A 20,620-nucleotide genomic window follows, 5' to 3' on the forward strand; every position below is an offset into this window, starting at 1 on the left:
CCGGGGTGTCGATCGCGATTCGCACCCCTGCGGGTGAGTGGTGGGGCTTACGAGGCTGGTGTGGCACGCTCACCCGGCCAGTCCGGCGACGCGCAGGGCGTGGACGAGATCCCAGTGGCGTTCCTCGGAGACCCCTCGTGCCGCGTCCAGCAGCAGCGGTACGAGCACGGCCGGGTCGGGCTCGGCGACGCGGGCGGCCTGCTGCGGGGTGCGGGCGCGGACGCAGGCGTCGAGGAGCGCGCGGGCCTCGCGGTGGCGGCCCTCGGCGGCGAGTCCGAGTACGCCGTGTCCGATCTCCGCGGCGGGCCGTACGACGCCCTGCCGCAGGACCTGCTCCCCGTCGGCCCTCCGCCCGGCGGCGGCCAGCGCGTCGGCGGCGGCGACCAGCCGGGCGGCGGGCAGCGAGGCGGTCTCCCACAGCAGGGTCGTCCAGTCGGCGCCGAGCCCGGCGCGGTCCAGCCGCTCGGCGAGCAGCGGGAAGCGGACGGCGGGCCCGTGCGCGGCCTCGGCCAGCAGCGCGTGCGCCTCCCCGCTGCGCCCCTCGGCCCGCAGCCGCGCCAGCGCCTCGACGACCCGGGCGACCTCGGCCCGGTCGTCGTGAGCCGCCGGCGCGGTCGGCGTCCGCACGGGTTCGGCGGCCACCGCGGCCCCGGCGAAACGGGCGCCGCCCGGGGTGCGTGCGGCGGGGGCGGCGGCCGGGTCCGGCACGGGGGCCGGTGCTACGGCGACGGGGGCCTCGTCCTCGTCCGGGAGGCCGGCGAAACGGGCGCCGCCCCGGCGGCGTCCGGGCTTCCTGGACGCGGGGTGCGCGGGCTCGGCCGGCACGGGCACGGGACTGTCCGTGCCGGCCGCGGATCCGGCCGCCCCGCTGTACGCCGGGGACCCGGCGTCGGCCACACCCCTCCCCCGCCGGTCCTGTGCGGCGGCGCGGTCCAGTTCCGCCGTCCGGGCCCGGATCTCGGCGCACCGGGCGGTGGCCCGGGCGTGGTCGTCGCGGGCCCACGCCAGGTCGAGGCGGAGGGCGTCGGCCGCCTCGGGCGTGACGGCCTCGGCGAGCAGGCGGCCGAGTTCCGCCTGCCGTTCGGCGGCGTACCGCTGCTCGCGGAGCATCACGTCGAGCCGGTCCCCGAGGGCGTCCCGGGCGCCGGGCAGCGCGTCGTACGCGGTGAGCGCGGCCGTGTACAGGGCGCGGGCGGTGTCCGTCTCCGTCTCGGCGGCGGCGGCGCCGTACCGCCCGGCGAGGTCCTGGAGCAGGGCCTCCACCACGTCCCAGGGCGGCACCTCGCGCCCGTCGAGGCAGGCCCGCATGCCGTCGGGGTCGCGCTGCCGGAACACCGCGCACCAGCCGGTGTCCGGGTCGAGGCGGGCCAGCAGTCCCGTCAGGTAGTGCGCGAACTCCCGTACGCGCCCCGGCAGCTGTTCCACGGCCATCGTTCGACTCCCGCCCGCCTGGACTCCGCTCCGGCTGTAGGGAACACCAGCCGTGTTACGGGTCGGCTACGGGGAGTTTTCGGGAGCGGACGTCAGACGCCCACGAGCGCGCACTGTCCCACGAGCTCGTCCATGGACACCCCCAGGGCGGCGGCCAGCGCGGCCACCGTGAAGAACGCCGGTGTCGGCGCCCGCCCGGTCTCGATCTTGCGCAGGGTCTCGGCGGAGATGCCGGCCTGCGCGGCGACCTCCGTCATGGTGCGGTCGCCGCGGGCCGAGCGGAGCAGCCGCCCGAGCCGCTCGCCGCGTTCGCGTTCTTCCGGGGTCAAAGGGGTGCGCACCATGCCGTCATTCTAATACCGGCCTCGCGTGAGTGACCCAATTAAAATACCGGTATAGTTATTGGAATGGTGGAACTGAAGACCCGGGGCCGCCCAGGAATCCTGGCCCCGGGGCAGCCGCCTTCGCAGTGCGGGCGCCCGTGACACCCCGCTCTTCCGGGCTCCGGCCCCCGCCTCGACCTGCCGGGACGGCTCCGCTGTCGTCCGCCCGGCCGGGGTGCCGGACATGCCCGTCGCAACAGAACGTGTCATGTTGGGCATGACCGCGCCCCGGCCGGGTTACCCGGCCCCGGCACGTCGATCAGCGATGCAGCGGAGGTCCGTACACGATGAGCAGCGGCTTCATGGGCCCGGAGGGCGACCCGTTCGCGGAATTCCTGGCGCGCTTCTTCGGCGGGCCCAGGCCGAGGCAGATCGACATCGGGCGGCTGCTCAGCCAGCCCGCCCGGGAGCTGGTGCGCGGCGCCGCGCAGTACGCCGCCGAGCACGGCAGCCGGGATCTGGACACCGAGCACCTGCTGCGGGCCGCGCTCGCCACCGAACCGACCCGCGGCCTGCTCAGCCGGGCCGGCGCCGACCCCGACGCGCTGGCGTCGCAGATCGACGAGCGGACCGGCCCGGTGCAGCACCCGCCGGGCGAGGTCCCGCCACCCACGTCGCTCTCCCTGACCCCGGCCGTCAAGCGCGCCCTGCTGGACGCGCACGAGCTGGCCCGCTCCACCGGCACCGGGTACATCGGCCCGGAGCACGTGCTCAGCGCCCTGGCCGCCAACCCGGACTCGGCGGCCGGGCACATCCTGAACGCGGCCCGCTTCGCTCCCTCGGGCCTGCCCACGGAGACACCGGACGCCGCCAAGGCCCGCGCGGAGGGCCCCCGGTCCACGAACACGCCGACGCTGGACAAGTACGGCCGCGACCTCACCGACCTGGCCCAGCAGGGCCGGATCGACCCGGTGATCGGGCGCGAGCAGGAGATCGAGCAGACCGTCGAGGTGCTCTCCCGCCGCGGCAAGAACAACCCGGTGCTGATCGGTGACGCGGGCGTCGGCAAGACCGCCATCGTGGAGGGGCTCGCGCAGCGCATCACCGACGGTGACGTGCCCGACGTGCTGATCGGGCGCCGGGTGGTCTCACTGGACCTGACGGGCGTGGTCGCGGGCACCCGCTACCGGGGCGACTTCGAGGAGCGGCTGAACAACATCGTGGGCGAGATCCGCGCCCACTCGGAGCAGTTGATCATCTTCATCGACGAGCTGCACACGGTCGTCGGCGCCGGTGGCGGCGGCGAGAGCGGCTCGATGGACGCCGGCAACATCCTCAAGCCGGCCCTGGCCCGCGGCGAACTGCACATCGTGGGCGCCACCACCCTGGAGGAGTACCGCCGGATCGAGAAGGACGCGGCCCTCGCCCGCCGCTTCCAGCCCATCCTGGTCCCCGAGCCCACCACCGCGGACGCCATCGAGATCCTGCGCGGACTGCGCGACCGCTACGAGGCCCACCACCAGGTCCGCTACACCGACGAAGCACTGGTCGCGGCCGTGGAGATGTCCGACCGCTACCTCACCGACCGGCGCCTGCCGGACAAGGCGATCGACCTGATCGACCAGGCCGGTGCCCGGGTGCGGCTGCGGGCGCGCACCAAGGGCACGGACGTACGGACCATGGAGCGCGAGGTCGACCAGCTGGTCCGGGACAAGGACCAGGCCGTCGCGGACGAGCAGTACGAGCAGGCGATGCAGCTGCGCGACCGGATCACCGAGCTGAAGCAGCGGATCACCGAGGCCGACGGCGGCGACGAGGCCGACGAGGGCCTGAACCTGGTGGTCGGCACCGAGTCCATCGCCGAGGTGGTGTCCCGGCAGACCGGCATCCCGGTCAGCAGCCTCACCCAGGAGGAGAAGGACCGCCTGCTGGGCCTGGAGTCGCACCTGCACGAGCGGGTGGTCGGCCAGGACGAGGCCGTACGGGTCGTCTCCGACGCCGTGCTGCGCTCCCGCGCCGGACTCGCCAGCCCCGACCGGCCCATCGGGTCCTTCCTCTTCCTCGGCCCGACCGGCGTCGGCAAGACCGAGCTGGCCCGGGCCCTGGCGGAGGCCCTGTTCGGCAGCGAGGACCGCATGGTGCGCCTCGACATGAGCGAGTACCAGGAACGGCACACCGTCAGCCGCCTGGTCGGCGCCCCGCCCGGCTACGTCGGGCACGAGGAGGCCGGCCAGCTCACCGAGGTGGTGCGCCGGCACCCGTACTCGCTGCTGCTGCTGGACGAGGTGGAGAAGGCGCACCCGGACGTCTTCAACATCCTGCTCCAGGTCCTGGACGACGGCCGCCTGACCGACTCGCAGGGCCGGACGGTGGACTTCACGAACACGGTCGTCGTGATGACCAGCAACCTGGGCTCCGACGTGATCACCCGGCGCGGTGCCGGCATCGGCTTCGGGTCCGGTGGTTCCGAGGCGGACGAGGAGGCTCGGCGCGAGCAGGTGCTGCGTCCGCTGCGCGAGCACTTCCGTCCGGAGTTCCTCAACCGCATCGACGAGATCGTCGTCTTCCGCCAGCTCAGTGGCGAGCAGCTGCGGCAGATCACCAGCCTGCTGCTGGATCAGACCCGGCGCATGGTGCGGGCGCAGGACATCACCGTCGACTTCACCGACGCGGCCGTGGACTGGATCGCCGAGCGCGGCTACCAGCCCGAGTACGGCGCCCGGCCGCTGCGCCGGACCATCCAGCGCGAGGTGGACAACCAGCTCTCCCGGCTGCTGCTGGACGGCCGCATCCGCGAGGGCGGCCGGGTCACGGTCGACGTCGAGGACGGGCGGCTGGCGTTCCGCACGCCGGAGCGGCCCGTCCCCGAACTGTGACGCGGGCTACCGCCGCGCGGGCCTGACCACCATGGCCGAGCCGCCGCCGCGCCGTTCCTTCTCGGCGGCGGCCAGCCACCTGCCGTCCGGGAGCCGCTGCACACCGGTCGCCGCGCCGATCTCCGGGTTGCGCTTGAACGAGTGCCCGAGGGCTTCCAGCTCCGCCCGCAACCCGCTGTCGTACAGGCCGGGTTCGAGCTCGGTCTGGGCGGCGTTGCGCTGGCTGGCGCGCGGCGCGGCGATCGCGTCGACCAGCGGCAGGCCGCGGTCGAGGAAGCCGGTCAGGGTCTGGAGCACGGTGGTGATGATGGTCGCGCCGCCGGGTGAACCGACCGCCACGACCGGCTTGTGGTGCTGGTCCAGCACGATCGTCGGTGCGATCGACGAGCGCGGCCGCTTGCCGGGGCCGGGCAGGTTCGGGTCGTGGACGGCCGGGTTGGCGGGGGCGAAGGAGAAGTCGGTCAGCTCGTTGTTGAGCAGGAAGCCCCGGCCGGGCACGGTGATGCCGCTGCCGCCGGTCTGCTCGATGGTGAGCGTGTAGGCGACGACGTTGCCCCACTTGTCGGCGACCGTGAGGTGGGTGGTGTTCTCGCCCTCGTACGTCGTCGGTGCCGCCGTGCCGCCGCCCGCGCAGGAGGCCGGGTGCCTCGGGTCGCCGGGCGCGAGGGGGCTGGTGAGCACCGCGTCGTCCTTGATCAGGCACTCGCGCGAGTCGGCGTACCGCTGCGACAGCAGCTCCTTCGCCGGTACGTCCTCGAAGGCGGGGTCGCCGACCCAGCGCCCGCGGTCGGCGAAGCCGATGCGGCTCGCCTCGATGAAGCGGTGCAGGTAGCGCGCCTTGCTCGCCTTCGACAGGTCGGTGCGCTCCAGGATGTTGAGTGCCTCGCCGACCGTGGTGCCGCCGGAGGAGGACGGGGCGATGGAGTAGACGTCCAGGCCGCGGTACGTGGTCCTGGTGGGGGCCTGGAGCTTGGCCTCGTAGGCCGCGAGGTCCTTGGCGGACAGGTCGCCCGGGCGGGCGTTCCAGCCGGAGTCCGGGTCGACGGGCGGCTTGTCGACGGTGGCGACGATGTCCTCGCCCAGCTCGCCGTGGTAGATCGCGCCGACGCCCTTGCGGCCCAGCTCCTTGTACGTGCGGGCCAGGTCGGGGTTCTTGAAGGTGGAGCCGACGGCGGGGAGTCGGCCGCCGGGCAGGAACAGCTCGGCGGTGTCCGGGAAGTAGCGGAACCGCTGTTCGTTGGCGGCGGTCTGGGAGCGGAAGGTGTCGTCGACGGTGAAGCCGTCGCGGGCCAGGCGTTCGGCGGGCTCCAGCACGGACGCGAGCTTCCGGCTGCCCCACTTGTCCAGGGCCGTCTGCCAGGTCGCGGGCGTGCCGGGGGTGCCGACGGCGAGGCCGCTGGTGACGGCGTCGGCGAAGGCGAGCGGCTTGCCGTTCTCGGTGAACAGGGTCTCGTCGGCGGTCAGCGGCGCGGTCTCGCGGCCGTCGATGGTGCGCACCGTACGGGACTTGGCGTCGTAGTAGACGAAGTAACCGCCGCCGCCGATGCCGGCGGAGTAGGGCTCGGTGACCCCGAGCGCGGCGGCGGTGGCGACGGCCGCGTCGACGGCGTTCCCGCCCTTGCGCAGCACCTCGATGCCGGCGGCGGAGGCGTCCTGGTCGACGCTGGCGACCGCCCCTCCGTAGCCGACGGCGACCGGGGTCTTCGGGGCGGCGGGTCTGTGCTGCGCGGCGGGTGGCGCCGCCGCCCCCACCGACACCACGGCGGCCGAGACCGCCAGGACCGTCAGATTCCGTGCGACAGGGCGACGCATCCGCACCTCCAGTGAAAGCCGTTCGGGCAGCTTAAGTCATCGTCATGGCCGCGTCAGGGGCCCGTCGGACACCAGTACCCCGACGACCGCCGGCATGCGCGCCCATGACTGACGACGTCCGCAACATCGTCCTGGGGGTGACAGCGGCGGACATCAGCGCCGCGCTGGTCCGGCTCGCCCGTACGTATCTCTGGAAGCGGAAACTCTCGTAACGTCGCGCGCAGGACCATCGAAGGATGGATCTACCGTGACGCGCAGCGATGCCTCAGGCGGGCGATCTACCGCCAGATCTTCAAGATCGTTGGGCGCTCCGACGCACCGACTCGGCAACGTCGAAGAACTGGCTCAGGCAGCTTGACACGACACAGCAGCCTCGGGGCATGTGCACCGCCTCAGCGAGCAGGCGAAGACGCGTCAGCCCTTCAGGTTCCGGTGGTCGCGGCCAGGGCTTGCCTGGCTGCCCGCTCCACCACTGAGATGCCGTCACTCATCGACACGCTGCCGTCCGACAGCACGGCGACGAGGTAGCGGTGTCCGTCCACGGTGACCCGGCCGACGCTGTTGACATCCCAAAGCCCGGAGGCCGTGCGCTGCAGCCAGCCGTTCTTCAACGCGGAATCCGATCCGGAAACCGCCGAGACACCCCACGCCTGGTCGCTCGCCACATGGGTCATGAGAGTCCGGATGTAGGCCCGGGAGTCCTTGTTCAGCGGAGAGTCGGTCTTCAACGTCGCAGCGCCGTCGAACACGGAGAGCAAGAGTCTGATCTGGTCACTTGCTGTTGTCTGTGTCAGCCCCCACTTAGGGCCGGGTCCGCCCTTGGTCGCGGTCAAACCCATGCGCTTGTTGGCCGCCTCCAGGCCCGGCGCGCCGCCGATCTCACGCCACAGGACGTTCGTCGCCGCGTTGTCGCTGTTTCGGATCATCGGTTCGGCCAGTGCGCGTTCTTGGGCAGTAAGGTCCCTGCCCGCGTCCTGAGCCTGCAGCAGCAGTGTTGCGAGAATGTCGACCTTGACGATGCTGGCCGTGTCGTACGGGGCATCCTCACCGTCCAGCAGCGGCTTCCCGCTTCCGCCGTCGAGACGGAGCACCGCCGCTGTCACACGTGTCTTGCTCGGGCGCTGCACCGCGGCGTTTCCGCCCACCGCAGCATGGGCCTGCTCCGACGGCGACGGTGCAGCCATTGCCGGTACCGCGTGCAGCCCGCCCAGGGAACCGAGAGCCGTCACCGAGGCCAGAATCACACCAGCGCAGGCGGCGGCACGGCTGCTACGTCTTGGTGTGCTCTTCACATGCAACATGCGGCGCAGATAAGACATGACCAGCAGACCTCAATAACGGGGTTGCCAAAAGGGATCAGGCGCCGAGAATAGAAGAAATTAATGCCATGAGAGGTGACCCCCGTCACTACAATCCCGCCGCATACCGCTTTGTGAGAAAACCCATAAGTCTTGCCCGGCGCACCCGTCTCGTCATGGGTCAGGCGAATCGCCACTGCCGCAGAACGCGCAACAGCAGCACCGGGTAGACGCCGGAGCCCCAGCCGGTCTCCACGGCACGGACAGCGCCTGAGCCGGCCACATGCAGGGGGAGGGCGGCTTGGACGGGAATCGTGATGCGAGTGTGAACGATGCCGTGCTCGTGGGCGGCCCTTGCTTCTTGGAGAGCACCGGGCACAGGTGGCACGAGGCCCATAGCACTCCGGCTGGACGGGTCGGCAAGGGCCGACACAGCCGACCCCCTTCGCGCTCGGCCCGAACTGATCAGGGCAGCCGCACCAGCTCGAAAGATGCCGGGCGACGTAATGTGCGCTTACATGGTGGAAGGCCCGGTCAGGAACGATGGGCCCGCCGGAGTGGTGCGTATTCCCCAACCGGCGTGCGGAGCCCTCATCGGTGGCTCTCGCAGTAGATCAGTCGAACCCACCCAGGCCCAAGCCCTCCTCCACAGGGAACGAGGAATTGGTATGAAGTCCGTCCGCGTCCGTACCGCCGCAGTCACAGTGGCAGCAGCGCTCAGCCTCCCTCTGTCGCTGGGCGTGCTGGCGTCCCAGGCATCGGCCTCCGGCTTCTCGCCGAGTGCCACCGACACAGCGTCGCCGTCACCGTCCCCGAGCGAGCAGCCCTTCGGTCCAGGCTGCTCCATGCTGCCGCAGAGCGGCAACGGAAGTGCCGCACAGATGGCACGCGAGAACATCACGACCGCAGTGGACAACAACCCGAACCTGTCCATGCTGGCCGATGCCATCAAGAAGACCGACCTGGCGAACACCCTGAACGGTCTCAAGGACAGCACCGTCTTCGTGCCCACCAATGACGCGTTCAACAAACTCGGTGCCGCCAAGAGGGACGCGCTCCTCAACGACAGCGCGCAGCTCAAGAAGGTACTCACCTACCACGTGGTCGAGCACAAGAAGATCACCAAGGCAGAGCTGCCTCACGGCACGTTCACCACGCTCGAGGGAAGCACCGTCACCACCTCTGGCTCGGGTGACTCCTTCAAGGTCAACGGCAGCGTACCGATCGCCTGCGGCAACATCCCCACGAAGAACGCCACGGTATACATCGTCGACGGTGTTCTCGTCCCGCCGACCGCTACGCCGTCGTCACCGTCACCCTCCTAGGAGCTGATGACGCAGAGACAAGGAAGACGCGCCACCGTGGGATTGTGCCGGCGGTGGCGCGACCAATTGGGCGCTTGTTTCCACCTGCCGACGGCGGAGCCGAGGAAGAAACGTCACGCAACTCGCACCGGGCCTGAGCCCCCGCGGGCCCGGGAACCGCGCCGGCGGGGGCCGGCCGCTAACCCGCCACCAGCTTGCGCACGTTCTCCACGCTGCCGCAGTCGGACTCCAGGTACCTCGCGCGGGCTTCGTGGAACGCCTTCCCCAGGTCGGCCCGGCGCTCGTCGGCGACGTTCTCGCGGGCGTCGTTGAGCAGGGTCCGCTCTTCCTCGTCCGCGTGGTGATTGACCGCCGTGACCAGCTCCTCGAGCTTGTCCTCCCACTCCTGCGAAGCGGTGTCCTCCACCTCCAGCAGCGCGAGCAGTGCCTCGTTGCCCTCCTGGTGCTCGTGCACGCTGTGGTCGACGTCGTCGTCGTCCACGTTCTTGTAGCGCCGCAGGGCCGGGTAGACCTTGTCCTCCTCGGCCGAGGCGTGTGCGATCAGGAGGTTCGCGAATTCCGCGAGAGCGGCGGCACGGTCGGCCTCCGCGTTGCGCATCGTGCGGAAGAGGTCTTCCATGCGGCGGTGGTCGCGAAGGATGAGCTCGACGACGTCGTGGGACGGCACGGTGACTCCTCATGTTCATCTGTGAGCGGTGGACGTTCCGGTCTCGCGATTACCCCCGTTCGCGCAGGTGAGACCTTGCTGTTTCCGTCCGCCGTGCGACGGTGCGCCTGTCAGCCTCGTCCGAACGGCAGGCCCCGGGGCTCGTCCAGCGCGATACGCGCGGTCACCCGCTTGCCGGTCTCCTCCTGTTGCACCTCGATGTCCTGGCTCAACGCCGCGACGATCTCCAGACCGTGCTGGCCGACCCGTCGCGGGTCCGCGGGGCGGCGGCTCGGCAGCGTCGTTTCCCCGTCCCGGACGGTGACGGACAACGTGTCCTCGGCCAGGGCCACGGACAGCCCTATGGGCCCGGAACCGTACTTGACCGCGTTGGTGACCAGCTCGCTCACCACCAGCTGCGCCGCTTCCAGCACACGTGCCGACAGCGTCGGTTCACCGGGGGCCTGCGCCTCGGCAAGGAACCGGAGCGCGAAGTTCCGCGCGTCGGCGACGCGGAAGGCATGCCGCTCGAAGGTCACGGACGACATCCGCGGACCGCCGCCGGCAGGTACCTGCCGGAACCGTGAACCGTTCAGCTCGAACTCACCATCCCGCACGACCGTCGCGTGACTCCCCCGTGGAGCGCAGAGCGCCGGCCCATCGCTGTGCCACAGAACCGACGGGACCGTCACTGGGTGCTGAGCATGCCTTCCCGCAGCCGGGCGAGCAGGCGGGAGATCAGCCGGGACACGTGCATCTGGGAGACGCCGAGGCGTTCGCCGATCTCCTTCTGGGTGAGCTCCTCCACGAACCGCCAGTGGATGATCTGCCGGTCGCGGTCGTCGAGCTCGGCGATCATCGGGGCCAGGGCGTGGAAGTCGTCGACGAGCGCGAGCGCGGCGTCGTCGGCGCCGATGAAGTCCGCCAGGACCGACTCGCCGTCCTCGCTGCCGCCGATGGCCGCGTCCAGGGACGACGAGTTGTAGCCGTTGGCCGCCAGACGGGCCTCGACGACCTCGTCCTCCGGCAGGCTCATCAGCTCGGACAGCTCCCTGGTGGTGGGATTGCGGCCCAGCCGGCTGCGCAGCTCCTCGGTGGCGCGGGCCAGCTGCACACGCGCCTCCTGCAAGCGCCGGGGCACGTGCACGGCCCACGACGTGTCACGGAAGAACCGCTTGATCTCCCCCACGATGTACGGCACGGCGAACGAGGTGAACTCCACCTCGCGCGTCAGCTCGAACCGGTCGATGGCCTTGATCAGACCGATCATGCCGACCTGGACGATGTCCTCCATCTCCTCCGGCCCCCGGCTGCGGAACCGGCCGGCCGCGAAGCGGACCAGGGACATGTTCATCTCGATCAGCGTGTTGCGCGCGTACTGGTACTCGGCGGTGCCCTCTTCGAGGACCGTCAGCCGGTCGAAGAAGAGCTTCGACAACTCCCGCGCGTCCCTGGGCGCCACCTTGGACGGGTCCGCAATCTCCGGCACGCCGGTGAGGTGCTGCTCGGTAGCCTGCGCGGTCGTCGTCGCCATGATGTGCCCTCCCTGTCGGTCGGCCCTGTCACTGTCCCTTATCGGCCGACGAGAGGGCGTATACCCCGAACATGGGTGCGCATGCTGTGATCTTCTGGATGAGTTTTCGCCCCCCGCGGGTCCGTGCCTGACGCCGGTTCCAGCCCTCTGCGTCACGGTTCCGAGACCTCGGCGTACAGCTGCGACAGTTCGGGGACACCGTCCGCGGCCCAGGCGCAGCCGGACGCCACCACGTCGAACTCGCGGCCCGAGCCGAGCCGGACGACCGGCTGGCCGTCGGCCCGGATGACCCAGGCGGCACCGGGCACGGTGCGCACGATCACGGTCCCCAGGTACAGACCCGCGTCGTTGCCGAGCCAGACCATGATCTCCTCGTCGGCGCGCCAGCGCGGCAGCATCTGGTCGAGCCGCGCCAACGAAGCCTCGGAGTCGTCGAGTCCGATCCCCTCCCGCGACGCCTGCGAGCGGAGCAGATCACAGTCGGCGAGCAGTTCGGCGATGCCCTCCGGGTCGTGGACCCGGTCGGGCTCGCGCCGCTTGCCCAGGAAGGGGATGTTCATCCCCTCAGACTGACATTCGTACCGCCGTGCGCACCACAGGGCACGCGGAGCCGGCGTCGCCGGGCGTAGGGGACGCGGAGGGGACCTACACGTCCAGGTCGACCACGACCGGCGCGTGGTCCGAGGCGCCCTTGCCCTTGCGCTCCTCGCGGTCGACGTAGGCGTCGGTGACGGCCTTGGCGAACGGCTCGTTGCCGTAGACCAGGTCGATGCGCATGCCGCGGTTCTTGGGGAAGCAGAGCTGGCGGTAGTCCCAGTAGGTGAAGGGTTGGTCGTACTTCAGCGGGCGCGGCACCACGTCGGACAGCCCGGCCTGCTGCAAGGAGGCGAGGGCGGCGCGCTCGGCGGGGGTGACGTGGGTGGAGCCCTCGAAGGCGGCGCGGTCGTAGACGTCGTCGTCGGTCGGTGCCACGTTGTAGTCGCCCATCACGGCGAACGGCCGGCTGCCGGTCGCGTCGCCCTCGACGGCCGCGCGCAGTGCCTCGAACCACTGGAGCTTGTAGGCGTAGTGGGCGTGCTCGACCTCGCGGCCGTTGGGCACGTACACCGACCAGACGCGGACCGGGCCGCAGGTCGCCGAGATGGCCCGGGGCTCCTGCACACCCTCGTAGCCCGGGTCGCCGGGCAGGCCCTTGACGACGTCCGCCAGGCCGACACGGGAGAGCACCGCCACGCCGTTCCACCGGCCGGTGGCGTGCACGGCGGCCTCGTAGCCCTTCTCACGCAGCTCGTCGAACGGGAACTGCTCCTCGGCGACCTTGGCCTCCTGGAGGCACAGCACGTCGGTGCCGCTGCTCTCCAGCCAGGCGAGCAGCCTCGGCAGGCGGGCGGTGATCGAGTTCACGTTCCAGGTGGCGATGCGCATGTCCCCCAACCTACCGGGCGGGTCTGACAACAGGGGTTCCGCCCGGTAAGGGCGCGGGGCGCCCGGCCGCTCACACCCGGACGGACTCCCCCGGGGTCAGCCGCAGGTGCTCGGAGCCGCCCAGCTGCCCGATCTGGCGGTCGTAGATGGGGCGGGCGAGGTCGGTGAGGAGGGCGTCGTGGATGTCGTAGGCGCGCTGCGGCTTCACCTCGCGGACGTAGTCGATGACCTCGGAGATCTTGCTCCACGGGGCCATGACGGGCAGCATCAGCGTCTCGACCGGGTGGTCGGGGACGGTGAGGGCGTCGCCCGGGTGGAAGACCGTGCCGCCGTCGACGAGGAACCCGATGTTGGTGACGCGCGGGATGTCCGGGTGGATCACGGCGTGCAGCTCGCCGTGGACCTGTACGTCGAAGCCGGCGGCGGTGAAGGTGTCGCCGTGGCCGACGGTGTGCACGCGGCCGGGGAACGCCGCCGAGATCTTCTCCGCGACGGACTTCAACGTCCAGATCGCGGCGGCCGGGTTGTTCTCCATCGCGGCGCGCAGCCGCGGCTCGTCGAAGTGGTCGGGGTGCTCGTGGGTGACGAGGATGGCGTCCGCGCCGAGGGCGGCGTCCTCCTCGCTGAATCCGCCGGGGTCGAGGACGAGCGTCCGCCCGTCCTTCTCGAGGCGGACGCAGGAGTGCGACTTCTTGGTGAACCTCATGACCCCATCCTGCCGCCGCACCTCACGGTCGCGCGAACGGCCCCGCGCTCACTCCGGCGGCGTGGTCTCCTCCCGGACGACCCGCTGCGCCACCCGGAAGGCGCTGTTCGCCGCCGGTACGCCGCAGTAGACGGCGGCCTGGAGCAGCACTTCCTTGATCTCGTCCGGGGTGAGGCCGTTGCGCAGGGCGGCCCGGACGTGGAAGGCGAGCTCGTCGAGGTGGCCGCCCGCGACCAGGGCGGTGAGGGTGACACAGCTGCGGGTGCGGCGGTCCAGTCCTGGCCGGTCCCAGATCTCGCCCCAGGCGTAGCGGGTGAGGAGCTCCTGGAAGTCCCCCGAGAACTCGTCCGCCTGCGCCAGTTGCCGGTCGACGTGCGCGTCGCCGAGCACCTCGCGGCGGACCTTGAGTCCCGCGTCGTACGGGTCGGGCCGCACCTGCGCGTGCGCCTGTGGCGGTACGACGGCCGGGGCGATCTCGGCGACGGGCACGGCCCTCGGCGGCGCGGGGACGGCCTGCGGCGGCGCGGGGACGGCCTGCGGTGGCACGGGTGCGGCCGGTGCCGGTACGGGGGACGCCTGTGCGGGTACCGGCGCGGCGGCCAGGGCCGGCTGGACGGGGGCCGCGGATCCGGCGGGAGCGGCGTGGACGGCGGGGTGAGCGGCGGGCGGGACCGGGATCTGGCCCGTGGAGGCGTCGTGGGCGGTCTGCCAGGCGGTGTTGAAGTGCCGGACCAGCAGGTCGGTGACGGCCGCGGGCTGCTCGACCGGGACCAGGTGGGAGGCGCCGGGGACGACGGCGAGGCGGGCGTCGGGGATGCCGGCGACCAGGGTGCGGGCCTCGGCGGGGCCGGTGACCTGGTCGTCGGAGCCGACGAGGACCAGGGTCGGCACGCCGACGTGCCCGAGTTCGCCGCGCACGTCGAACGCGGCGAGCGCCTCGCAGGCGGAGATGTAGCAGCCGGGGTCGGTGGTCCGCACCATCTGCACGGCCCACTCGGTGATCGCGGGCTGCGCCGCGGCGAATCCTCCGGTGAACCATCTCTCGGGCGCGCTGCGGGCGATGGGCTCCAGTCCGTTCGTCCGGACGATGACGCCGCGCTGCCGGAACTCGTCGGCCGTGCCGAAGCGCGGCGACACGGCGATCAGCGCCAGGGAGGCCAGTCGCTCGGGGTGACGCAGGGCCAGCTCGATGCCGACGGCGCCGCCGAACGCACAGCCCGCGTAGCCGAAGCGCTGCACGCCGAGTCCGTCGAGCGTGGCCAGCAGACGCGCGGTGAGGTCGGCGACGGAACCCGCCGCGTGGGCCGGGGCACCCCCGTGTCCGGGCAGGTCGAAGCGGAACACCCGCCACTGCTGCGCCAGCTCGGGGACCTGCCGGTCCCACATGTGCCATGTGGTACCCAGTGAGGGACCGAGGATCAGGACCGGGGCCTCTTCTGGCCCGTCAAAGCGGTATTGCAGGGTGTTCGACGGTGTCTCACTCACGCCCCGCACCCTCTCACGTCTCACGGACGCCCCTATAACGCGGGGGTGCTGGATACCGGTCTGACCAGGTTGAAGACCTCGCGGGCCGCATACCGCTTCAGGCATCGGATGATCTCACGGCGGGTCTTGCCTTCCTGGGTGCGGCGTTCGTAGTACGCCTGGGTGCGCGGGTCGTGGCGCAGCCGGGTGAAGACGATGCGGTGCAGGGCGGCGTTGGCCTGACGGTCGCCGCCGTAGTTGAGCCGGCGGGTGTTCCGCCGACCGGAGGAGTACTCGATGGGGCTGACTCCGCAAAGGGCAGCAAAGGACGCCTCGGTGTTCAGCCGCTCGGGGTTGTCTCCCATGGTGATCAGGAGAGTGACGGCGCTGTCCGGGCCGATGCCCACCGGTTCGAGTAGCTGTGGGGCGTGGTGTTCGACGAGCTGGGTCAGGCGTTGGTTCAGCTCATTGATCTGCCCGGTGAGCTGTTCGATACGCTCCGCGAGCATGCGCAACGTCAGGTAGGTGGCCTGGGTCACCGCGTCCTCGTCTCCCCCACCGCCGGGTGGGCCGAGGCGCGCGCAGGTGCGGAACAGCTCGGCATTGCCCAAGCTCGACAACCGTTCCCGCAGGGCAGGGTCGGCGATGACCAAAACGGCTTTGAGCTGGTTGATCGCCTGGGTGCGGGCCTTGACCGCGGAGTCCTTGGCGAGCTTGTACATCCGGGCGCTTTGCACCGGACCATCGCCGGACTTGGCCCGGGCCCGGGCGCGACCGCTGAGCACGGCTCGCGCGGCGGCCTGCGCATCGAGCGGGTCCGACTTCCCCAGCAGCCGGCGGGCCGACCGGTCGGGCCGGTTCACTTCGAACACCTGAATCTGCTGGGTCAGCAGGTAACGGGACAGGCCCGCGCCGAAGGTGCCGGTACCCTCCACACCGGCCCGGCGTACCCTACCCCGCTTGCGGGCCCACACGAGCAGCCGACGGTAGCCGGCCGCCGTGGCCGGAAAGGACTCGATACCCAGGACCTTCCCCAGCGGGGAAACCACGGCGGCAACATGAACCTCGCCATGCGTGTCCACGCCCAGGACGACCTCGCTCGGAACAGGAGGATCCGTGGTGGAGGAGGTGCTGCGCCGTCTGGTCGTCATGGTGGTTCGCCTTTCCTGCGGGTGACGTGGTGGGTGGACGGCACCGGCCCGCTCGGGCGGTCTGAACCGTGATGGCGCCTGAAACTCGGCAAGGCCCCTATTGGGACACGCCCTGTGGCTCGGTACCTGCAGGTGCTGTCCCGCAACGACAGTCGACACGCCTGTGACTGGACACTTTGGTCATATATCTCATGAGTCAGACCCCCGTCCGGGACGGCACCGCGCAAACGTCCCATCGATCGCGGTACAACGGCATGACCCGACCACAGCCGAAAGGCTTCGCCCGAACCGGTGCTCAACATGGCCAGGGCGAGCTGCCCTGTGTTGCCTCTTCGTCTACTCACGACCGGCATTGACGGACAGCCTTGCCGCCCGCCTTACGAGCTGTCGTTCGTCGACCATGGCACGAACGGCACGAGACACCGTCCACGGGGCGGGCCTCGCGCAGCCCGGCGAAGGGCTGCTCACCGCCGAGGCGTCTCGGGTCGTCCCCGTCGAGCAGCTGCCGGCGTTGCGTTCACCGAGTCGGGCCAGTCGGCCTTCACTTCCTGCCTGAGTTGCCTGCTTGGCCTGGCCAGCCGGCACGAGGTGATACGGGTGTCCTGCAACACCGCCTCTTCACGGTCTTGGTCGTTCTTGCTGTCCTCGGTGAGCCGTGTGCAGGAACGAAATGCTTGCGGTGTCCGAGGCTCCCTGGCGTGTGCCGAGGAAGCGCGGTTCTCTGCGCTGCCTCGGCGCACTGAGCCCGCCAGGCCGGGGGCCGGCCGGGCGCTGTGCGGTCTGTCAGCCCATGTCCGTCAGGAGGGCGTTCAGTTCCTTCTCCTGCTGCGCGGGCGACATCGGCTGGTTCGAGTGGTCGATGCCGAACGTCTTGAGCATCTTGTCCATCTGGGCGTCGATCGAGGTCCAGCCGGTCTGGTCCAGCGGCTGCAGCGACGTCTGGTCGGCGTCCCACAGGTCACGCAGCTTCTGGGCGGCCGCATGGGCTCCGGCCGCGTCCCCCGAGCGTGCGTCCTTGAGCGAGGTGGAGGCGAGGGTCTTCAGCGCGGCGACCTTGGCGGGCGGGAACTTCTTCACCGCCTGGCCGGGGGCCATCTGGACGGCGGAGGTGTTGTCTTCCTCCGGCGCCGGGCCGACGTGCGGCTGGCCGTGGGCCCACACGAGCAGCCCCGCGGTGGCGACGGCGAGCAGTCCGAAGCCGGCCAGCGCGACGCGCTCCTTGCGTGGGTCGCCGGTGGTGTGTGCGGCGTGGGTCGCCTCGTGGCTCTCGGTCACGTCCGAGCGCGTCACCGTCAAGTAGACCACCGTCGCCAGGATCAGGCCGAGGAAGATCAGGCTGGTGGTGAACGTGCCCAGGGCGAGACCGGTGGGCTCGCCCGGGTTCTCGGCGACCTTGGGGGAGGCGAGCCAGTCGCCGATGTTCGCGCCCAGCGGGCGGGTCAGGATGTAGGCGAGCCAGAAGGACAGCACCGGGTTCGCGCCGAACCTCCACAGCAGCGTGATCGCCGCGATGAGGCCGAGCGGCAGCAGGACCGAGGCCCCCGGGCTCCAGCCGGTGAGCTCAAGGGTCCAGTCGCCGGTCGCGGTGCCGAGCGCGAAGGTGACGAGAACGGCGAGCCAGTAGAACGACTCCCGCGGAAGCGTGGTGACCGAGTGGATCGACAGTGTGCGCTCCCGCGCCCACCAGACACCGAAGACCGCCGCGAGCAGCACCGAGAAGACCGCGGAACTGATCCACAGCGGCACGTTGAGCTGGTCGGTCAGGATGTCGGTGTACAGGGTGCCCGTGACGCTGACAACGACCACCGTCAGCCAGTAGGGGAACGGGACGTACCGCTTCCGCCGCAGCTGGACGGCCAGGACCACCACGAACACCGCGGTGAAGATCCAGGCCGTGTTCACCAGGCCGACGCCCAGCTTCATGTTGATCCAGTCGGCGAAGCTCTCTCCCACGGTCGTGCAGAGGATCTTGATCACCCAGAACCAGATGGTGACCTCGGGAACCTTGTTGAGCATGAGACGCCCACTGCGCGTGCGCGCTTCCGTTGTCGTTGTCATACGCCGAGGTTCACGCGGGGAACCTGCAAGCAACCTGACTACGTGGCCGCACACGTGGGGAACCTGCAAGCAACCTGACTACGTGGCCGCACACGTGGCGGGGAAGGTCACCTCGACGTGACCGCGACCGTCCGCGATGGCGCGGACCTCCACACCGGCCGAGGCAGCGATGCGCCGGGCAACCGGCAACCCCAGCCCGTACCCGCCGCCGCCGGTCACCCCTGCTTCGAAGACCCGGTCGACCTCCGCGGGATCGAATCCGGGGCCGTCGTCCAGGACATCGACCACGATGGCCTCGCCCTGGTTGCGCGCGGTGATCCACACACGCGACCGCGCATGCCGCAGACCGTTGTCCAGCAGGGGCGACAGCAGCGACACGGCGACCTCGGGCGCCACGGCGACCTCGACCTTCGCGGGGAAGGCGACCTCGACCGCGCGGCCGGCGATCGCCTGCCGTGCGGCGGAGCGCAGGTCGCACCGGGTCCCCTTGTCCGTCAGCGCGCGGGCGGCGCGCAGAAGCGTCGTGATCGCCGTATCGAGGCGGTCGACCTCGCTCAGCACCGCCTCCGTCGGCACCGGCTCGCCGGACAGCTGCGCCAGCTGCGCCTCGGCCCGCAGCACCGTGAGCGGTGTCCGCAGCTCGTGGGCGATCTCGTCGGTGAGCCGGCGCTCGTCCGCCAGCGCGTTGTCGACGCGCTCCAGGAGGTGGTCCAGGGTCCGCCCCAGCTCCCCGAACTCATCGCGGGGGACGCCGAGGTTGAAGCGGCGCCCGGGTTCGTGCCGGCCCCAGTCGTCGGCGAGGGCCGCCATCTCGTGCACGACCCGCAGCGCGCGGCGCACCACAAGGTGTGCGACCCCGCCGGCGAGAAGGACCGTGAGGCCGCCCAGTATCAGGGACAAGGTCAGGCTGCGCTGCTCAGACGTCTCGTAGGGCGTGAGGTCCACCCGGGCGATCACCATGACGTGGTGGCCGTCCACCGGGACTTCCCGCGTGTACAGGAGGTAGTCGCTGGCCGACGCGGTCTGTGAGCGCCCCGAGTCCGCGAGCTCCTCGACGCGACCGACCAGGCTCGGCGGGACGTTTCCGTCGATCAGGCGGCCGTCGGCGTACACCCAGGCGACCTCGTCCAGCGCCTCGCTGCCGTTTTCCGTGAGTACGACACGGCCGCCTCTGGCGGTGACGTTCGCCGCCACCGCCTCGGCGCGCGTATGTGCCAGGTCGTGCGCGTCGGCGTCCGTCACCCGGCTCAGCAGTACGTGCGAGACCACGACCAGGATCGCGACCACGGCGGTGGCGATCAGCACGGTGAGTGCGACAACCCGCTTACGGAATCCCGTCACTGCCATCGGTAGCCCACGCCGCGGACGGTCGCCAGCCGCTCGGCCACACCCAGCGATCCGAGCTTCGCCCGCAGCCGGCGCACATAGGAGTCGAGGGTGTTGTCGCTGACCTGCGCCCCGTGCGGCCAGCCGGCAGCGACGAGGGCGTGGCGGCGTACCGCGTCGCCCTGCGAGGCGATCAAACGGCCCAGCAGCCGGAACTCCGTCGGGGTCAGGCTCATGCTCGCCGAATCGTAGGTCACCACGTGCTTCGCCGGATCGAGGAGGACCTCGCGCTGTGTGGGCGCCACGGTGGCCCGGCGCAGCAGCGCCCGGACGCGGACCAGCAGTTCCGGGATGTCGAAGGGTTTGGTCATGTAGTCGTCGGCGCCGGCCTCGAAGCCGCCCACCTTGTGGTGCAGGCCGTCCAAGGCGGTGAGCATCAGCACCGGCGCGTCGACGCCACGAGCCCGCAGGGCCAGGCAGACGTCTCGGCCGTCGGCGTCCGGGAGCCCAAGATCCAGGACGACCAGCTGGGGCGCCGGTGCGAGCTGCCGCAGCAGGCTGTCGGCCGTGGCGGCGACGGAGACGGTGTGCCCGTCATGCTCCAGGGCGCGCTTGAGGACGCCGCGGACCGCCGCGTCGTCTTCACACACCATGATGAAAGCCACGGGCTGACCCTAGATACTCCCGTCCCAGTTCACCATCTGCCCTGGTCAGCCGCCTGTCGGTCGGGGAGGCAGTCCGCTGTTGACGGCCTCACGAGCGGGCCGGCCCGCTTCGAGCTACGAGGCTCGTCCGGTGGATGACTGCCCGGGCTCACCTGCCGCAGGCCGCGTTTCCGGATGCGTGCGGTAAGCGCCACGACGGAGCCCAGGAAACATCGAGTCCAGAAAGGGCACGAAGCACAGTCGAGGACGAAGTTGCGGAGGTCGCATGCGATGGCGATCTGCTCGGTGCGGACGATGTTCCGGCGCATGGTCCGTCCCTCTTCGCGGTGGCAGGAAGCGCAAGGCCCCCTGCGACGCGTTGCACGCCTGTCAGCGGGGGTTGTGTGTGCAGATGCCGCCTGCCTCCATCCAAGGCGTTCCCCGGACGATCGCAAGGCGGGTAGGACGTGGGCGCGATGAGGCACGCAGGCCCCGCGACGGCCCCCTGCATCACCCCACGCAGCTGGTGCCCCGGTCCGATGCGGCCTCAAGCCGAAGCGGGCACGCCTTACGTGCGTCCCCCTGCACGGCCCGCATCGGG

The 20,620-nt window shown here is 70.9% G+C and carries 17 protein-coding genes; 2 read left to right on the forward strand and 15 right to left on the reverse strand.

Translation table 11 applies throughout. From position 1 onward, the window contains the following. Window positions 1-69: 69 nt before the first annotated feature. The gene (locus tag ACIRG6_RS15645; RefSeq protein WP_403322955.1) at window positions 70-1,431 is read right to left on the reverse strand and encodes a hypothetical protein; all 1,362 of its coding nucleotides are present in this window, start codon (window positions 1,429-1,431) and stop codon (window positions 70-72) included. 92 nt (window positions 1,432-1,523) lie between these two features. Continuing rightward, window positions 1,524-1,775, reverse strand: coding sequence for a helix-turn-helix domain-containing protein (locus tag ACIRG6_RS15650; protein ID WP_364682891.1), 252 nt, complete (start codon window positions 1,773-1,775; stop codon window positions 1,524-1,526). Window positions 1,776-2,101: 326 nt separating this feature from the next. On the opposite strand from ACIRG6_RS15650, the gene ACIRG6_RS15655 reads away from it, so the two are divergent. After that, window positions 2,102-4,630: an ATP-dependent Clp protease ATP-binding subunit gene (locus tag ACIRG6_RS15655; RefSeq protein WP_365021635.1), complete on the forward strand. Its 2,529-nt coding sequence runs from the start codon at window positions 2,102-2,104 to the stop codon at window positions 4,628-4,630. A gap of 6 nt (window positions 4,631-4,636) precedes the next feature. Here the strand turns inward: ACIRG6_RS15655 and ggt are convergent, their stop codons facing one another. Both ggt and ACIRG6_RS15665 read right to left on the reverse strand, forming a co-directional pair. Beyond that, window positions 4,637-6,442, reverse strand: a complete 1,806-nt coding sequence (gene ggt / locus ACIRG6_RS15660) for a gamma-glutamyltransferase (protein ID WP_364682897.1) — start codon at window positions 6,440-6,442, stop codon at window positions 4,637-4,639. Between the two features lie 422 nt (window positions 6,443-6,864). Beyond that, window positions 6,865-7,761, reverse strand: a complete 897-nt coding sequence (locus ACIRG6_RS15665; RefSeq protein ID WP_364682899.1) for a serine hydrolase — start codon at window positions 7,759-7,761, stop codon at window positions 6,865-6,867. A gap of 647 nt (window positions 7,762-8,408) precedes the next feature. Here ACIRG6_RS15665 and ACIRG6_RS15670 point away from each other — a divergent pair. Next, on the forward strand, window positions 8,409-9,065 hold the full coding sequence (locus ACIRG6_RS15670) for a fasciclin domain-containing protein (protein ID WP_364682901.1): 657 nt from the start codon (window positions 8,409-8,411) through the stop codon (window positions 9,063-9,065). A gap of 178 nt (window positions 9,066-9,243) precedes the next feature. On the opposite strand, the gene ACIRG6_RS15675 is transcribed toward ACIRG6_RS15670, so the two are convergent. The 11 genes from ACIRG6_RS15675 to ACIRG6_RS15725 all read right to left on the reverse strand — a co-directional run bounded on the left by ACIRG6_RS15675 (window position 9,244) and on the right by ACIRG6_RS15725 (window position 20,040). Next, window positions 9,244-9,732, reverse strand: coding sequence for a hemerythrin domain-containing protein (locus tag ACIRG6_RS15675; protein WP_364682903.1), 489 nt, complete (start codon window positions 9,730-9,732; stop codon window positions 9,244-9,246). A 110-nt stretch (window positions 9,733-9,842) separates the two neighbouring features. Continuing rightward, a complete protein-coding gene (locus ACIRG6_RS15680) occupies window positions 9,843-10,259 on the reverse strand; it encodes an ATP-binding protein (protein ID WP_364682905.1) in 417 nt (138 codons plus the stop codon). Between the two features lie 140 nt (window positions 10,260-10,399). Beyond that, entirely contained in the window at window positions 10,400-11,245 is an 846-nt protein-coding gene (locus tag ACIRG6_RS15685; RefSeq protein ID WP_403322958.1) for an RNA polymerase sigma factor SigF, read from the reverse strand. 152 nt (window positions 11,246-11,397) lie between these two features. Further along, window positions 11,398-11,805, reverse strand: a complete 408-nt coding sequence (locus ACIRG6_RS15690) for a DUF6278 family protein (RefSeq protein WP_364679106.1) — start codon at window positions 11,803-11,805, stop codon at window positions 11,398-11,400. Between the two features lie 85 nt (window positions 11,806-11,890). Then, window positions 11,891-12,670, reverse strand: a complete 780-nt coding sequence (locus ACIRG6_RS15695; RefSeq protein WP_364679103.1) for an exodeoxyribonuclease III — start codon at window positions 12,668-12,670, stop codon at window positions 11,891-11,893. A 70-nt stretch (window positions 12,671-12,740) separates the two neighbouring features. Then, complete coding sequence (locus ACIRG6_RS15700) at window positions 12,741-13,376, reverse strand: MBL fold metallo-hydrolase (protein ID WP_318215141.1); 636 nt, start codon at window positions 13,374-13,376, stop codon at window positions 12,741-12,743. Between the two features lie 48 nt (window positions 13,377-13,424). Next, window positions 13,425-14,861: a bifunctional 3-oxoadipate enol-lactonase/4-carboxymuconolactone decarboxylase PcaDC gene (gene pcaDC, locus ACIRG6_RS15705; RefSeq protein WP_364679100.1), complete on the reverse strand. Its 1,437-nt coding sequence runs from the start codon at window positions 14,859-14,861 to the stop codon at window positions 13,425-13,427. A 32-nt stretch (window positions 14,862-14,893) separates the two neighbouring features. Then, complete coding sequence (locus tag ACIRG6_RS15710; protein WP_403322960.1) at window positions 14,894-15,991, reverse strand: IS110 family RNA-guided transposase; 1,098 nt, start codon at window positions 15,989-15,991, stop codon at window positions 14,894-14,896. Window positions 15,992-16,774: 783 nt separating this feature from the next. After that, complete coding sequence (locus ACIRG6_RS15715) at window positions 16,775-18,049, reverse strand: COG4705 family protein (RefSeq protein ID WP_403322962.1); 1,275 nt, start codon at window positions 18,047-18,049, stop codon at window positions 16,775-16,777. A gap of 78 nt (window positions 18,050-18,127) precedes the next feature. After that, a complete protein-coding gene (locus tag ACIRG6_RS15720; protein ID WP_403322965.1) occupies window positions 18,128-19,396 on the reverse strand; it encodes a sensor histidine kinase in 1,269 nt (422 codons plus the stop codon). Continuing rightward, complete coding sequence (locus tag ACIRG6_RS15725; RefSeq protein ID WP_403322967.1) at window positions 19,387-20,040, reverse strand: response regulator transcription factor; 654 nt, start codon at window positions 20,038-20,040, stop codon at window positions 19,387-19,389. Before ACIRG6_RS15725 ends, ACIRG6_RS15720 begins: the two co-directional genes overlap by 10 nt. Between the last annotated feature and the right edge of the window lie 580 nt (window positions 20,041-20,620).

It is taken from the genome of Streptomyces flaveolus (assembly GCF_044765825.1).
Taxonomy (GTDB): Bacteria; Actinomycetota; Actinomycetes; order Streptomycetales; family Streptomycetaceae; genus Streptomyces; species Streptomyces flaveolus.

Bases quoted from the DNA above. Each gene is read 5' to 3' on its own strand.
- ACIRG6_RS15645 (WP_403322955.1), bottom strand. From the start codon at position 1,431: ATGGCCGTGGAACAGCTGCCGGGGCGCGTACGGGAGTTCGCGCACTAC.
- ACIRG6_RS15650 (WP_364682891.1), bottom strand. From the start codon at position 1,775: ATGGTGCGCACCCCTTTGACCCCGGAAGAACGCGAACGCGGCGAGCGG.
- ACIRG6_RS15655 (WP_365021635.1), top strand. From the start codon at position 2,102: ATGAGCAGCGGCTTCATGGGCCCGGAGGGCGACCCGTTCGCGGAATTC.
- ggt (WP_364682897.1), bottom strand. From the start codon at position 6,442: ATGCGTCGCCCTGTCGCACGGAATCTGACGGTCCTGGCGGTCTCGGCC.
- ACIRG6_RS15665 (WP_364682899.1), bottom strand. From the start codon at position 7,761: ATGTCTTATCTGCGCCGCATGTTGCATGTGAAGAGCACACCAAGACGT.
- ACIRG6_RS15670 (WP_364682901.1), top strand. From the start codon at position 8,409: ATGAAGTCCGTCCGCGTCCGTACCGCCGCAGTCACAGTGGCAGCAGCG.
- ACIRG6_RS15680 (WP_364682905.1), bottom strand. From the start codon at position 10,259: ATGTCGTCCGTGACCTTCGAGCGGCATGCCTTCCGCGTCGCCGACGCG.
- ACIRG6_RS15685 (WP_403322958.1), bottom strand. From the start codon at position 11,245: ATGGCGACGACGACCGCGCAGGCTACCGAGCAGCACCTCACCGGCGTG.
- ACIRG6_RS15690 (WP_364679106.1), bottom strand. From the start codon at position 11,805: ATGAACATCCCCTTCCTGGGCAAGCGGCGCGAGCCCGACCGGGTCCAC.
- ACIRG6_RS15695 (WP_364679103.1), bottom strand. From the start codon at position 12,670: ATGCGCATCGCCACCTGGAACGTGAACTCGATCACCGCCCGCCTGCCG.
- ACIRG6_RS15700 (WP_318215141.1), bottom strand. From the start codon at position 13,376: ATGAGGTTCACCAAGAAGTCGCACTCCTGCGTCCGCCTCGAGAAGGAC.
- ACIRG6_RS15710 (WP_403322960.1), bottom strand. From the start codon at position 15,991: ATGACGACCAGACGGCGCAGCACCTCCTCCACCACGGATCCTCCTGTT.
- ACIRG6_RS15715 (WP_403322962.1), bottom strand. From the start codon at position 18,049: ATGACAACGACAACGGAAGCGCGCACGCGCAGTGGGCGTCTCATGCTC.
- ACIRG6_RS15720 (WP_403322965.1), bottom strand. From the start codon at position 19,396: ATGGCAGTGACGGGATTCCGTAAGCGGGTTGTCGCACTCACCGTGCTG.